Annotated in this window: 15 protein-coding genes; 8 read left to right on the forward strand and 7 right to left on the reverse strand. The window is 45.3% G+C overall.

Annotation, left to right across the window (positions count from 1 at the left end; translation table 11 throughout):
- Nucleotides 1–2: 2 nt before the first annotated feature.
- The 8 genes from EYS13_RS01420 to EYS13_RS01455 all read left to right on the forward strand — a co-directional run bounded on the left by EYS13_RS01420 (nt 3) and on the right by EYS13_RS01455 (nt 9,753).
- A complete protein-coding gene (locus EYS13_RS01420; protein WP_227765234.1) occupies nt 3–791 on the forward strand; it encodes an aspartate/glutamate racemase family protein in 789 nt (262 codons plus the stop codon).
- 267 nt (nt 792–1,058) lie between these two features.
- Entirely contained in the window at nt 1,059–2,519 is a 1,461-nt protein-coding gene (locus tag EYS13_RS01425; protein ID WP_227765236.1) for a trimethylamine methyltransferase family protein, read from the forward strand.
- A 134-nt stretch (nt 2,520–2,653) separates the two neighbouring features.
- On the forward strand, nt 2,654–3,847 hold the full coding sequence (locus EYS13_RS01430) for a trans-sulfuration enzyme family protein (RefSeq protein ID WP_227765237.1): 1,194 nt from the start codon (nt 2,654–2,656) through the stop codon (nt 3,845–3,847).
- 20 nt (nt 3,848–3,867) lie between these two features.
- Nucleotides 3,868–5,385: a glycerol kinase GlpK gene (gene glpK / locus EYS13_RS01435; RefSeq protein ID WP_227765239.1), complete on the forward strand. Its 1,518-nt coding sequence runs from the start codon at nt 3,868–3,870 to the stop codon at nt 5,383–5,385.
- On the forward strand, nt 5,375–6,778 hold the full coding sequence (locus tag EYS13_RS01440; RefSeq protein ID WP_227765240.1) for a trimethylamine methyltransferase family protein: 1,404 nt from the start codon (nt 5,375–5,377) through the stop codon (nt 6,776–6,778). The genes glpK and EYS13_RS01440 overlap by 11 nt, the downstream gene beginning before the upstream one ends.
- A 104-nt stretch (nt 6,779–6,882) precedes the next feature.
- Entirely contained in the window at nt 6,883–7,752 is an 870-nt protein-coding gene (gene panB / locus EYS13_RS01445) for a 3-methyl-2-oxobutanoate hydroxymethyltransferase (RefSeq protein ID WP_227765242.1), read from the forward strand.
- A 12-nt stretch (nt 7,753–7,764) separates the two neighbouring features.
- Complete coding sequence (locus EYS13_RS01450; RefSeq protein WP_227765245.1) at nt 7,765–8,283, forward strand: ferredoxin domain-containing protein; 519 nt, start codon at nt 7,765–7,767, stop codon at nt 8,281–8,283.
- Nucleotides 8,284–8,511: 228 nt separating this feature from the next.
- On the forward strand, nt 8,512–9,753 hold the full coding sequence (locus tag EYS13_RS01455) for a vWA domain-containing protein (RefSeq protein WP_227765247.1): 1,242 nt from the start codon (nt 8,512–8,514) through the stop codon (nt 9,751–9,753).
- An 87-nt stretch (nt 9,754–9,840) separates the two neighbouring features.
- Here EYS13_RS01455 and EYS13_RS01460 read toward each other — a convergent pair whose 3' ends face one another.
- Genes EYS13_RS01460 through EYS13_RS01490 form a run of 7 tightly spaced genes read right to left on the reverse strand, consistent with a single transcriptional unit; the run spans nt 9,841 to nt 14,565 of the window.
- Nucleotides 9,841–10,416 carry a hypothetical protein gene (locus EYS13_RS01460; RefSeq protein WP_227765249.1) on the reverse strand — a complete coding sequence of 192 codons (576 nt, stop codon included), beginning with the start codon at nt 10,414–10,416 and terminating at the stop codon, nt 9,841–9,843.
- On the reverse strand, nt 10,409–10,915 hold the full coding sequence (locus EYS13_RS01465; protein ID WP_227765250.1) for a MogA/MoaB family molybdenum cofactor biosynthesis protein: 507 nt from the start codon (nt 10,913–10,915) through the stop codon (nt 10,409–10,411). Before EYS13_RS01465 ends, EYS13_RS01460 begins: the two co-directional genes overlap by 8 nt.
- Nucleotides 10,912–11,439 carry a molybdopterin-binding protein gene (locus EYS13_RS01470; protein WP_227765252.1) on the reverse strand — a complete coding sequence of 176 codons (528 nt, stop codon included), beginning with the start codon at nt 11,437–11,439 and terminating at the stop codon, nt 10,912–10,914. The genes EYS13_RS01465 and EYS13_RS01470 overlap by 4 nt, the downstream gene beginning before the upstream one ends.
- Nucleotides 11,405–11,797, reverse strand: coding sequence for a hypothetical protein (locus EYS13_RS01475; RefSeq protein WP_227765254.1), 393 nt, complete (start codon nt 11,795–11,797; stop codon nt 11,405–11,407). The genes EYS13_RS01470 and EYS13_RS01475 overlap by 35 nt, the downstream gene beginning before the upstream one ends.
- Before the next feature lie 16 nt (nt 11,798–11,813).
- Nucleotides 11,814–12,836, reverse strand: coding sequence for a hypothetical protein (locus EYS13_RS01480; RefSeq protein ID WP_227765255.1), 1,023 nt, complete (start codon nt 12,834–12,836; stop codon nt 11,814–11,816).
- 14 nt (nt 12,837–12,850) lie between these two features.
- Complete coding sequence (locus EYS13_RS01485) at nt 12,851–13,231, reverse strand: hypothetical protein (protein ID WP_227765257.1); 381 nt, start codon at nt 13,229–13,231, stop codon at nt 12,851–12,853.
- Nucleotides 13,228–14,565, reverse strand: coding sequence for a nickel pincer cofactor-dependent isomerase, group 22 (locus EYS13_RS01490; RefSeq protein ID WP_227765259.1), 1,338 nt, complete (start codon nt 14,563–14,565; stop codon nt 13,228–13,230). Before EYS13_RS01490 ends, EYS13_RS01485 begins: the two co-directional genes overlap by 4 nt.
- Nucleotides 14,566–14,677: the final 112 nt, after the last annotated feature.

Raw genomic sequence — 14,677 nt, forward strand, 5'->3', positions numbered from 1 at the left:
AAATGTTTTACGGCCAACGGGATTTAGGGATTAATTACATCAAAGCGCGCAAAAACCATACCTGCTATGGGATGGGCCTGGGAATTATGATCCTCGATGATGTTTACCCGGGATTTCCCGGGGATGTCAGAAATGCCAGTGCCTTTCCATACCCAATTCAGTACGAGATAGCAGAGGGTGTAGATACCTATACTCTAGTCTGTGCAGAAGATAAAAGCCCTTGTCTTGAACCTATACTGCGCGCAGCCAAAAAGTTAGAACGCATGGGTTGCAGGGCAATTGCGGCCGAATGTGGCTATTTTGCATATTTCCAAAAAGACGTTGCTGGTTTCGTAGATGTGCCGGTATTCATGTCCAGTTTGCTGCAAGTGCCCCTGATCCAGCAAGTAATAGGACCAAAAAAATCTGTGGGGATTGTATGCGCGCAAAAAAAATATTTAACTGAAAAACACTTGGAAAATGCAGGTATTGATTTAAATAGCAACTTTGTGATTGCCGGGGCAGAGGATGAGTATGGCTGTACTCAATTTGATACATTGTGGGACCATGCAAAACGTCCTGCAATCCCGGAAGCTTACTATGATAAAGCTGAACAAGACATGATCAGGATGTGCAAGGACTTTTGCCGGAAATATCCTAATATTGGTGCACTTATGCTGGAGTGCACCGGAATGCAGCCATTTGCACGAGCGGTGCAGCGGGAAGTGGATCTGCCCATCTTTAGCTGGGGGACACTTTTGGACTATGCATATTCAGTTGCAGTACATAGAGATTATTACGGACACGTATAGTAAACTGTCCGAAAATATTGCGTGCAATGAATGATTGCGCAAATTAAAAACTGAGCACAAACAGAGGATGCAATACAATATTGCATTTACGCGCGCCTTTAAAAATCCTTTATTATTTGTTACAAGCGGTGAACACTTGGCAATACTAGATTATTCTAAAATAAAGAATAAATGTCGGAACCCGGACACATTGGCACGAAATTTGCTTATAAAGTAAGGCAGATTCTCAAAGAACCACAACTATTATCCCAAGGAGGAATCAGCACGATGCTAGATGTCAGAACATTCAACACCTCTAAGTTTCAAACCCTGACCCAGGAACAGATGCAGGAAATTCATTCTGCCAGTCTGTCCATCTTGGAAGATATCGGCACTGTAGTACATCACGATGAAGCAATTGCTTTACTTAAAAAAGCGGGTGCATATGTGGAGAACGGTAGCCGTGTCTACATTCCCAGTTCGCTGGTTGAATGGGCTATCCGTACCGCTCCGTCCCGTGTCGTAATTTACGACAGAAACGGTAAGCCTGCTATGTTTTTGGAAGGATATAAGGTTTATTACGGAACTGGTTCCGACTGCCCTAATATTTTGGATAGCTTTACCGGTGAAAAGCGAAAATTTTTATATAAGGATGTAGAGGATGCCGTTAAACTGTGTGATTATTTACCCCATATCGACTTTGTAATGTCAATGGGTTTAATTTCTGATGTGAGAAAAGAAGTCACTTACCAGCATGAGTACGCTGTCATGCTGCGCAACAGCACCAAGCCTCAGACCATTACCGCCGCTGACAAGCAGTCCCTGGACGACATCGTGGAGATGGCCGCTGCCGCTGTAGGTGGACGGGAAGTATTAAGCAGGAAGCCCATTTTTGTCCTGTATGATGAGCCCAGTTCACCGCTGCAGCATTCTACCACAGCTTTGGATAAACTGCTTTACATGGCTGAACACAGGCTGCCAACTAACTATGCACCGGGCATGATGGCAGGAGCAACCGGCCCCATCACCATGGCTGGAGCTATTGCCCAGGCTAATGCGGAAATTTTAACCGGTTTAGTAATTCATCAATTAAAGAATCCGGGTGCACCCTTCGTCTTTGGCGCAGGAATGTCTCCGATGGATATGGTCAGCATGCAGCCGACATATTCTTCTCCGGAAGCCATGATGGAACAAGCCGGCATTTGCGATATGGCCCGTTATTATCAACTGCCGTCCTGGGGATTTGCCGGCTGCAGCGCTTCCAAAGTTGCTGATGAGCAGGCAATTCTTGAAGCTTCTCAATACATTTTAATGGCGGCCCTTTGCGGCACCAACTTGACCCACGATGTTGGTTACCTGGAATTTGGCTTAACCTACTCCTTTGACCTGCTGGTAATGTGCAATGAAGTTATCGGTCAGGTAAAAAGAATGATGCAGGGCATTTGTGTGGATAAAGAGTATCTTGCGGTAGATGCCATTCGCAGGGTAGGCCCGGGTGGACATTTCTTGGGTGACGAGCATACTTTCAACCACTTCCGTGAGAACTGGAAACCGGATATTACTGACAGAAACACATATGAAGTATGGTTGGCCAACGGCGGCACAACCATGGGTCAGCGGGCTAAAGCCAAGATTCAATATATCTTAGAGAACCATAAACCTGAGCCAGTTACTTCTGAAGTTGATGCAGCTATAGACAGAATCCTTGAACGGGCCGAGGGCAGGGTTGGCAACAAAAAAGCAGTGTAGACTATTATAAATTAAAATCTCAACTAGTCCCCGGTCACCGGCAGGTTCTGCTTACCGGGGACTAGGAACTATGATGAATTGTGACTCAGCCGAAATCTGTTGCTGCAACTTTCTTTTACAGGAGGCCAATATCTATGTCAGAAAAATGGAAAAGTAAACGACTTGGAACTTTATCGGTCAGGGCAGGGCAGGAACCATGCCCAATAACGGGAGCCATTGCTACTCCGATTTATCAAACCAGTAATTTTCAATTTGTCGATGTTGAAGACGGTGCTAAAAAGTGTGAAAGCATCGACAATGGGTACTGCTATACCAGGCTTGGCAACCCAACTTTGTCTGTATTGGAAGCAAAAATGGCTGCTCTAGAGGGCGGAGAGGAAGCTCTTGCTTTTACAACTGGAGTCGCTGCAATCAGTGCCCTGTTGTTTTCAGTGTTGAAACAAGGTGACCATGCAATAGTTACTGACACATGCTACAGCGCGACCCACTACTTGTTTGATACGATTTTACCTAAATTTGGTGTTGAAGTTACTTTTGTTGATGCTTCAGAGGTGCGGAAGGTGGAGCAAGCCCTACGCCCTAACACGAGGATTATCTACTTTGAAACTCCAGCAAACCCAACGGTGAAACTTGTTGATATGAAGGCAATTGCCCGGATTGCAAAAGAGCATGACCTTATGTCCATTGTTGACAGCACCTTCGCTTCTCCAATTCTGCAAAGGCCATTGGAACACGGGGTTGACGTGGTTGTGCATAGTGCTACCAAGTATATCGGCGGTCATGGAGATGTCATGGGAGGAATTCTGGTAGGGAATAGTAAATTAATGCATACTATCAGGGATGATACGTATAAAAACATGGGCGGAGTTATTATGCCTATTGATGCCTACTTTTTGCTCAGGGGCTTAAAAACTCTGGAAGTACGGATGAAAAAACACTGCGCAAATGCCATGGCTGTTGCGAAATATTTAGAAAATCATTCTAAGGTAGACCGGGTATATTATCCGGGGCTGCCTTCCCATCCCCAGCATGAATTGGCTAAGCGCCAGATGGATGATTTTGGGGGCATGGTCTGCTTTGAATTAAAGGGTGGCTTAGAGGCAGGAGTAACTTTTATGAACAGCTTAAAGTTCTGCCGTTTGGCTGTTAGCCTGGGAGATGTGGATACACTGATTCAGCACCCTGCTTCCATGACCCATTGGTATGTAGCTAAAGAAGAAAGAGAGAGAAGCGGTATAACCGACGGACTGGTTAGGATGTCGGTCGGTATTGAAGATGTGGAGGACATAATTGCTGATTTGGAGCAGGCTTTGGGTAAAGTCGAGTAACTTCCAATGGGGGTGATGGCTTGGAAAAGAAGTATGTGTTAGCCCTGGATCAGGGCACTACCAGTTCACGGGCCATTCTTTTTGACCGAGACGGTCAGGTAAAAGGTGTATCCAGCAGGGAATTTCGCCAGATTTTTCCTCAGCCGGGTTGGGTAGAACATGATCCTTTGGAAATATGGCAAAGTCAGTTGCAAGTTGCCCAACAAGTTCTGGCCGAGAACGGCGTCCATGCTGCTGAAGTGGCGGCTATAGGAGTGACAAATCAAAGGGAAACTACTATTCTCTGGGACAAGGAAACAGGCCAGCCGGTGTATAATGCCATTGTCTGGCAGTGCAGGAGGACGGCACCTTTTTGCGAATCCCTGCGCCGGGAGGGGTGGTTCCAGGTAATCAAAGCCAAAACTGGTTTGGTGCTAGATGCCTACTTTTCTGGAACAAAAATCAAATGGATTTTAGATAATGTTCCCGGGGTACGGGAAAAGGCTGAAGGGGGAAGGATACTGTTTGGTACGGTGGACTCCTGGCTGATCTGGAATTTGACCGGAGGAAAAGTGCATGTAACGGACTACTCCAATGCTTCTCGTACCATGCTCTTTAACATTCATGAGCTGAAATGGGATAAAGAGATTTTAGAAAAATTCAATATCCCAGAAAATATATTGCCGGTAGTCAAGCCCTCAAGCCAACTCTATGGCTATACGGTGAAGCAGCCTTTTGCGGAGGAAATACCTATTGCCGGCGATGCAGGTGATCAACAGGCTGCCTTATTTGGTCAAACCTGTTTTAATCCAGGAATGGCCAAGAATACCTATGGCACTGGGTGTTTTATGCTGATGAATACAGGGGAGAATGCAGTGAATTCCGAGAATGGTTTATTAACAACCATAGCGTGGGGTATTGACGGGAAAGTGGAATATGCCCTGGAAGGAAGCATTTTTATGGCAGGAGCTGCTGTACAGTGGCTGAGGGACCAGCTAGGTATTATCGAAAATGCTGCCCAGAGTGAACAACTGGCTACTGCAGTGGAGGATACCGGGGGTGTTTACCTGGTTCCTGCCTTTGCAGGTCTCGGCGCACCTTATTGGGACATGTACGCCCGGGGTACCATCGTAGGGATGACCCGTGGCACCTCAAAAGAACACATCGTGCGGGCCACCCTTGAGTCCATTGCTTATCAGACCAGGGATGTATTAGAGTTAATGGTCAAGGAATCGGGTATCAGGCTGGAAAAATTAAAAGTGGACGGCGGCGCGGTGCAAAATAATTTCCTAATGCAGTTTCAGGCGGACCTGCTAGGGGTTTCAGTGGAAAAGCCTGTTGTAGCGGAGACAACTGCATTGGGTGCCGCATTTTTGGCCGGTTTGGCGGTTGGTTTTTGGAAAAATAAGGAGGAAATGGCGCAGAGATGGCTATTGGATCGACGCTATAATCCCCAAGGTGACAGGGAGACGATGGAACAGCTGTATGGAAACTGGAAAAAGGCAGTAGAAAAAGCCAAAGGATGGGTTAATGCAAGGAGTGGGGAGAGTGCGGTTTAAATTAGAAGCTTTAACAGAACAACAACTGCAAGAGGTCCATGTAGCCACGCTGGAACTCTTGGCGGAATATGGAATTGCCATCCATCATGTCCCTTCCCGAAAGCTTCTGGAACAGCATGGGGCTGTCATTAACGGCGAGATAGTAAAAATACCGGCAGAACTGGTGGAAATGGCCCGTGCAAAGGCACCGGCTTCCTTTGCGGTGATAGGACGTAATCCGGAACGGACAATTCGCATTGGAGCGGAAAATGAACCTGTTTTAGGACCTGCCGCAGGTACGGTGTACGTGATGGATTTGGAAAGAGGCAGAAGGGCTGCCCGTTTGGAAGACTTAAGAAACTTTTTATCCTTATCCCAGTCCAGCGAATATGTAGGTGTTGCCTGTGCAGGCATGTTGGAGCCCAGCGATCTTCCCCCGCAAGGAAAACACCTTGTACAAATGCAAGAAACAATTACATTCAGCGACAAGCCTATTATAGGTCTGGCCATGGGGAAAAATGTTTCTGAGGATAGTATCACCATGGCGCACATCGCTACCCAAGGAGCGGCAGAACACTACATCCTGGGAATTGTTAACACCCTATCCCCCATGGCCTGGGATGAAAGGATGCTGGAAGCCATCTGGGCGTATGCCCTCAAGCAGCAGCCTTTGGTTATCACGTGCTGCTCCATGGCAGGGTTTACTTCGCCCACTACATTAACTGCCACATTGGTGCAAAATAATGCTGAGGTTCTTGCCGGAATTGTTCTGGCCCAGCTAATTAGCCCGGGAACTCCTGTAGTATATGGCAACACCTCGACCATAACAGATATGCTTTCTATGAATTTATGTATCGGTGCCCCCGAATATGCTTTGCTCTCCACTGCTTTTGCCCAACTGGCAAGGTACTATGGCCTTCCCTTCCGCAGCGGCGGAGGTTTAACCGATGCTAAAGAGCTGGATGCGCAGGCGGGCATTGAAGCAGCTACCAACCTGTTCTTCACGCTTGCCAACAATGCAGATTTTGTGCTGCATACCATGGGGGTCATGGAATCATTCCTCAGCATCAGTTATGAAAAGTGGATTATGGATGAGGAGATCTGCGGGCGGATTCTCCGCATGCGCAAAGGGTTGGGGGGACTGCCGGCACAAGCAGTAGATATGATAGGCCGAGTCGGGCCATCGGGCCATTTCCTTGATCAACCTGATACTCTTTTAAATTTTAAGGGCCACTTCTTCCGGCCTTCTGTCTCAGACCGTTCCAACTGGGACGGATGGGTAGCAAAGAAGAAAAATTTCCAACAAACAGCCCGGGAGATCTGGCGACAGCGGTTAAAAAACTATATTCAACCTGAGTTACCTGCAAAGGTGGAATCAGAATTGAAAAAGTACATTGAATCTAAATTAGGATAAAAACTGCCGGAAATTTTGTAATGACAGTTCCTCATTGAGGTTTTTTGTTGTAAAATGATAAGTAATTTTAGAAATATACTTAAGATAAGAGGGTCGGTGATCTCATGGCTAAAAAGACTAGGCTCGATTTTAACGAAATGATGGTTAAAGGTGAAAAGATAGTTTACCTTACAGCTTATGACTACTTAACTGCTAAAATGGTGGAAAAAGCTGGAATAGACATGATCTTGGTAGGAGACTCACTGGGCATGGTAACCCTTGGCTATGAAACCACGTTACCTGTATCTATGGATGATATGATCCGTCATTGTCAAGCGGTGCGAAGAGGAGCCCCTAACACTTTTATCGTAGGAGATATGCCCTATATGTCCTACCAGGTTTCCGATGAAGAAGCTGTTTATAATGCGGGACGATTCATCAGAGAAGGCGGGGCCGACGCAGTTAAGCTTGAAGGCGGTGGCCCTCGTGCGGCCAGTAGAATTAAAGCTATCAATGAGTCAGGCATCCTGGTGATGGGACACATTGGGTTAACACCGCAGTCCATGGCCCAACAAGGGGGATACAAAGCGCAGGGCAGAAATTCTCAAGCTGCTGTTAACATAGTAAAAGAAGCGAAAAGACTGGAAGAAGCGGGAGCATTCAGTATTTTGGTGGAAGCAGTACCTTCCGCAGTTGGCAAGGCAATTACAGAAAGGGCTAATATACCTATTCTAGGTATAGGAGCAGGTCCATATACTCACGGGCAGTTGGTAATTTATGCGGACATGATTGGCCTATACGATAATTTTACACCGAAGTTTGTCAAGAAATATGCGGATGTAAATGAAATAATTACCAACGCATTTAAAGAATATGCCAAAGATGTAAGGGAGGGCATATTCCCTGTAGACGGTGAACATACTTATAAAATGAAAGAAGAAGAGGTTGAAGAGTTCTTCAAGTTGTTAGAAAAGAGTGACGTCCTCGAAGGTTAAATGGAGGGTAACATGGAAAAAGATGTTATGCAAACGGTGGCGGAATTGATGGCGCTGGCTGCCAGAACAGCTCCGAAGGCCGCCGGACAGGACTTTATAGTGCAGAAAATTGTTACGGGTGAAGACTTAAATACTTTGGCGGATGCTATGCTGAAGTATGGGGAACAATCCGGCAAGAAAAATTTTGACCGGGATGGTGAAAATGTTCGCCACTCAGATGCTGTTCTCCTAATCGGTCTCAACAATCCTAAAAATGTAGGTCTAAACTGCGGCGCTTGCGGTTATGAACGCTGTGCAGACTTATCGGCCCATGAAGGACCGGAATTTATGGGGCCAATCTGTGCCTGGCGCTTGATGGATTTAGGCATAGCCCTGGGTTCTGCAGCTAAAACGGCCAGCCTACTAAACGCCGATAACCGCATCATGTACAGGGTAGGAGTGGTTGCAAGGCAGCTTGGCTGGATTGACGGCTATGTGGTGGCCGGTATACCCATTGTGGCAGCTGGCAAAAGTATCTATTTTGACCGCTAAGTTTTAAGTTTTTGATTAGATTAAATTTTAAATTGGCTCATGTAAAATGTAGTTGGTGAAAAGAGGCTTAATCATGAAAATAAAAGTGTTAAAGCCTCTTTTTAATATTTTGCAACTTCTTTATTCAATACTCATAGCATGCTAAATTTTTTGTGCTCTAGCAGGGAAAAAATTCACTTTGTACGAAACATTTTCTTTGTCTTATAAAAAACGAAATGAGGGAACAAAGTGAAACTGTCGTTTCTCAAGGAAACCGTAACAATAGGGACTAAACCGATAAGCAATTATTGCCTGCTGGAAACTGTAACGCCTCCTTTAAGCAATTGGATGCAACCAAATATAGATCTTGTCCTGGTTATCGATCTTTCTTTGACAGGCATAGCTAAAAATATGGTTAAAATATTGCGCAAAGCAGTAGAGCAAACAGTCAATGCGTTGAAGCCGGAGGACCGCATTTGCTTAGTTGCGTTTGGCTCAAAGGCAGTAGAAGTTTTTGCGCTATCCAAAATTAAAAGTAAAAAACAGATCAAAGACAAGATTAAACAAATTTCCTACATAGATGTGGGACCTACAACTGTGATCTTTTCAGGTATGCAAGCCGCCTACAATACTTTAGTTCAAAGTTTTGGGTCAAATCTTAAACGAATTATTTTACTTACCGGGGGCGAATCCACCGAACCGGAATATAAATGCAAGGATTTAGGAAAATTTTTTAACAAGCACGGAATTCAGATGAGGTGCATTGGTGTGGGCGGTAAATGGAATATGCACTTGCTGGATGAACTGGACTGGAAACATGACCCTGTCTACATTCCATACGATGAAATTGACCTAATACCTGAAAGAATTGTTCAAGAGTATGAGGATATGTCCAATACATACGCTACGGATGTTATTTTGCAATTTAATCTGGTAGAAGGGATGGAGATTAAAAAATTTACCAGGTTCTATCCGCATATTTGCAGGGTTGAGCATGAATCCGGTACATATAATTTTAAGTTAGGTTCATTAGTAGCCAATTCCAAGGAATGCTTTTTATTTCAAATTCTCTTACCGCCGCGCACTTACGAAGTAATTTACACGCTGGGTAAGTACAAGCTAATCTACAGGGATCCACTAACCGGCTCCAAGAATGAAACACCCTTACGCAGTATTCGTGTTTCCTATTCGAGAAATGAAGCTTTGATAAGAAATATAAATCCCGAAATGCTTGCTTATGTTAAACAGCAAAGCATCCATGCTCTGGTGGAAAAGGCACTAAATAGGACAAAAGCAGGAAACATATCCCTAGGAATTAAGCTGCTTGGTAATGCTGCACAGTTGGCAAAAGGACTAGAAAAAACGGAACTGGAAAGCCTCTTTGGCGAGATTTTGGAAAGTGTGAAAAATTCAAGAGGGTTATCTGCCGAGCAACAAAAAGCTCTTTATTACAGCACAATTAAGACAGACCTTTTAAATGCTGAATATTAATGCTGAAAATCCGTAAGATAATCCATAATGCTGTTGAACGAATTCCAGAAGCTAATTAATGCATTAATTTTCAACAAGGGGTTTTATTTATAAGGATTCTATCCAATAATTGTTTTCCATTATTAAAAGGCCGGCTCCACCGGCAGTGGCTATGCCATCTGTAACGGCAATTGCTAATGGTATATCCAGTCCGGTTATCCTATTATGAATTTCTTTAATTATCTGTTTTCCTCCCGAACCAGGCTTAATTCCGGACAAGGCTTTTGCAGCTTGCCTGGCAGTACCTGTAATAATTAAACCCGGACCGCCTGGAAGGGCTGCCAGGGAGAGGCCAGAGCCAATATTTTCACTTATACCTTCTGCTGACCGGGGTGCGAGGTGCGGGTTGCCAATAATTCCTCCGGAGGGGCCTGCTGCCTCAGGTATGGATATAGAAATTCCAAGGGCTCTAATGTTTACGGGCAGTCCCTGGACAGTTTGGGCGAGACTATAGTCAATGGCATAAGGATCCTTTTGTGCCTTTGTTGTTAGAAACAGGTGATTGACTTTATGTTGAACAACCGAAATTACCTTATCTCTATTGCCACAAAAAATTACTGGTGCCAGCCATTTAAAACCCTGAGCGGTGATACCGGAAACCATAACGCCTTGCAACTTATTCATGAGTCTGACCCAAGACCTCCTGAACTGCACCCTTAACATTAATTTTATCAATAAAAAGGTGATTTACGAAAAAAGGCTTTACAACTTCTTCCAGAGCTGCTGCTACGTCAGCAGTTCTTCCCGGCAAGGCAATTACATACTTGCCATTTTTTATTCCTGCCACCGGTCGGGAGAGGGCAGAAAGGGGGCCATTTTTTAAAACCATTGCCAATTTAATTGCCTCTTCCAAGGGGCCTATCCGTTTATCTAAATATCCTGCTAATGTTTCCGGTGTATTATCCCTGGGCATAATCCCAGTGCCGCCGTTGGTTACAATGAAATCAGATTCCTTTAAAAGCAATTCAACTTTTCCTTGGATATCTTCTACATCGTCTGTAGCTACCAGATATTTGTAGCCGTGAAAAAAATGCCCCAACTTTTCAATAATGTATTGTCCCGATTTATCTTCCCTTTGTTTTAGCGGAACACTGTCGGAGATAGTTAATACGCCCAGCATCATCGGATTTCACCGCCCTTTGGGAATTGCATTAATACAGCTTCTGCCACGGCTGCGACAATTTGTTCTTCTGACATGTTTTGTCTAATAGCCTCCACGGCAGCCCTGCCTCCTGCCAAGGCTTCAACAGTAGGGCCAGGCAAAGTGATGATCAGGGTGTTATTTATTCTCCCTACAACCAGTTTAGACCATAAATGGCCATTCAAGCCGTATATTTCTTTGCTGGCAGCCTGCGGCACCATCTTTAAAATGGCGCTGTGGGTACAGTCCCTGGCCAGGGAAGGGTCATATTTTTGACCGCCGCCAGAACCCCCGGTGATTAAAACCAGGTCTGCATCGCTTTTTACGGCCTCGGATACAGCATCTTGGATCGCACCGGCTCTATCTGGCGTAGGCCGTTTCCTTTTCACCTCTATCGCTGGAAAATATTCCAGCAACAGCCCCATTAAAGCAGGAGAATTTGTATCTATTACTATTCCCTCAAAAATCTCATCACCGGTGGGAATTATTACTGCTTTCTTTAGCATCCCGTGCTAACCACCTCTCTTTAGGGCAACTAAGTCCTGACCCGTGCTGTAAATCCTCCAGCGATACTTCACGGGCTTTTTCATTCCTGACAATGGCTGCCACGTCAGCAGCAGTTAAACCAGGCACGGCGGATATAGTTTTAATGATTCCGGTTTCATCCCGCAGAATTCTTTCCGGATCTATTCCGTAAACATCCATCTGCAAAGAGTCACCGGTTACGCCGATAAGCCGAACGGGGCTGCCCAAGAATTGGGTAAGAGCTGCTTCCACGTCCTGTGGTTTAAGGCCCTTGACCTCGATACCGGTTATTTTAACAATTGTTTTGTCTACAAAGGCAACAATCCGGTTATTTGCCATATATACCACCATTTAATTACAGTTTTATAGATATTTTTTCAACAATTTCACTGGCGGCTACCCTTTGAGGGTTAACCACTCCGGGTATGATCTGGTCAGCTTTTGCTATTACCTCCTCTCTGGTAAGGAGGGTATTTTTCGCGGTTAGTGCTGTCAAGTCAATCCCGACACTTTCTAACTCTATCCGGGCCTCAGGAGTGATGTTGTCAAAAGCAATTTCAGTTCCTAAGGCGCTGGCTACAGCTAAAACAGCGGGGGAACAGCCCAAATGCAAACCGGGGACCATACCGGCCTCCAAGGCCATAATGATGTACTTGGCCAGTACTTCTTTCGGAGCTACAATGCAGGGAATATGGGCTTTTAAAGTCTTAGCGTACTCCCCTGATTTATGGGCAGTTTCTCCAGGATAGAAGGTAGGGAAGGGAAATACCCTGCCGAATTTCTCGGCCACAGTCATGCCAATCCCTACCGACACAACTTCCCCAGTAATACCTAATAAGACATCTCCGTCATTCATTATTTGTAATTGACCAAGAATAGGTAATAGCATTTCTTCCATAGTAACCGCGTTCATGATTTCAGTGGCAGAATTATTGTTTATTGCCTTGCCCGTCATTACCGCGTTATGTACCGGAATGAGTTTTTTTGCCGGGTCAGGGCCCCGGAACAGTTTCCTGTGGGGATAATATTTAATTATTTGCTTTAGGTGAGGCTCTGTCTCCACCAGTTCAGGTGTAACCTCTATTTCTGCCATGTGTAAAACGCCAAACTCAAGATGGACTTTGCCTATATCCCCTGCAGCCATGGTTATTATAGCACCTTCAACGGCAATGCCGTCGGAAGTAGTGGTGACAGCATTCATGTCAAAAATATTTATTGCTACGGGTCCGTTAATGTGTCTTGCTATAACTTCTATTGCTTCCAGCGTGTTAAGGCCGGAACTAACAACATCATCTTTATTCACAAGAGCTATATGGATAGGGGCTCCGTGCTTGGCTCCGGTGCCTTGTTTAATAAATCTAAACAACAGTTTAGCCACAACGCAGCCTCCTTTTAATGCCCCCCGATTCTGGGGCGGCGGTCATCTACTTGCGAAAAACCTTCCAACTCAACTTCTTCAGTAGGGTGAATGATATTTATGACTTCCAAGATAGCTTTTACAGGTGTTTTGTCTTTGGTATAGCCCTTGACGATAACGGTATGCATGGTTTCGGGCACCCTGGGCATAACTACCACTTCGACTTTGTCCACCTCTTTCAGGGCGGCTAATTCTTCAACAGCATGTTCGATGCGCCCGGTGCGGAGAGACTGCATCTTGGCAGCATTTAAGTTTTCCAGACCCTTGATTTCCAGCTTTTTATTGGGTGACTCCTTGACTACTGCTCCTTGCATTTTTAATTTAAATTCAGGCAGACTGGTGTGCATTAATCTCATGATCTTTCCTCCTCGTAAATCCAATCGCCGGACGCATTAAAAGTCATAGGCACTAGTTGCCCCACAATCTCCAAAGAGGGATTTTGGGTTGCTGCCGGTAGTAAAGCTTCAGAAATATACATCTCCTCCAAGTGCAAGGTGTTCTTAATTCTCACCAACCTGGCCTGGCCTGGGGGAGTGGGGCCAATAGTTTTAAGGGCTGTGGCTACTGCTTCGCGGTCATTTTCCAAAGTAACCGGTATTTTTCCCCGTTCCAGGTAGCCGGTGGGGATTAAATTGGCAAACATGGCCTGAAAATCTATTTTCTCTACCAATTTTTTTGTGGTAAGGTCTGCTAAACCAATCCCCAGGGCATTGCCGTAGGAATCGTGAGCTAAGTCCAAAGCTACTATTCTTTTTATTTTTGGGGAGGCTGGTTCGGGTTCACCGGGTACCATTATCCGTCCAATCACGTTGGTATCCATACCTGTGCCACTGAAGAATTTGCCAATCTGGTCAACAACTAATACATCAAGCTCATTAAAAGGCAGTTTGGCCATGAGTTGTTTGGCTCTAAGCAGCAGCGTTTTTTCTTTTTCCAGCATTTCATCCGGCAACACAGCAACTAATTCTGCTGTTTCTTCCCTGGCGTTTTCTAAGATAGCAATGCCGAAGAGTATTTTTCCTGATTGCAAGATGACTTGGGCAGCCTCAGGAATCGTTTCCCGCAGGCCGTGGGTATGCATTAAGGTACAGCCTTTGTGTTTTCCCAATCCCACAGTCATCTGTTTCAGCAAGCCGCTTTCCCAGTCGCCTTTGAAATCGGTATGGGCTTTGATGCGGTTGATTAACACTATGCCATCGGCCTGAGAAGCTTCCCGGTCCAAGTGGACAGGTACTCCTTGAGGAGTATGTCCCGCTATGACTGTTTCCATAGACGATACTATGGGATGACCTATTGATTCTTCAGTAATTCCCAGGGTTGCCAAAACTTTTTTTTGGCCGTCGGCAGTTGCGCCTCCATGACTTCCCATTGCGGGTATAATAAAGGGATAGGCCTGGGCAGCTGAAAGTGTTGCACAGAGGGCTTTAACCATGAGGGCAATATTGGCGATGCCTCTGCTGCCTACAGCTATTGCAATTTTCATGCCGGGAGTGACCCGCTGCTCGATAAGCGGCCTTGAGATTTTTGCCAGTTCAGTGGCCACATCGCCGATTACCGGTCCGGAAAATTTTTGTCTTATTTTAACTATTTTTGGAAATTCCACGTTGACACCTTCTTCTTGATGAAAATCTTTTAATCTTTCACGCAGGGGAGGCACTTCCAGGGAAACAACTGTTAATCTATAATACAAATCGTTTCTCAATTGATTTTTTTGGCGATGGCTTCGCTTGGATCTATATTTATGGCACTTATAATTCGCGGGTTGACTGGAATATCCCTGCTGCCTCCGACCCTGCGAACGG

Origin of the sequence: Zhaonella formicivorans, assembly GCF_004353525.1 — a bacterium.
GTDB lineage: Bacteria > Bacillota > DUOV01 > DUOV01 > Zhaonellaceae > Zhaonella > Zhaonella formicivorans.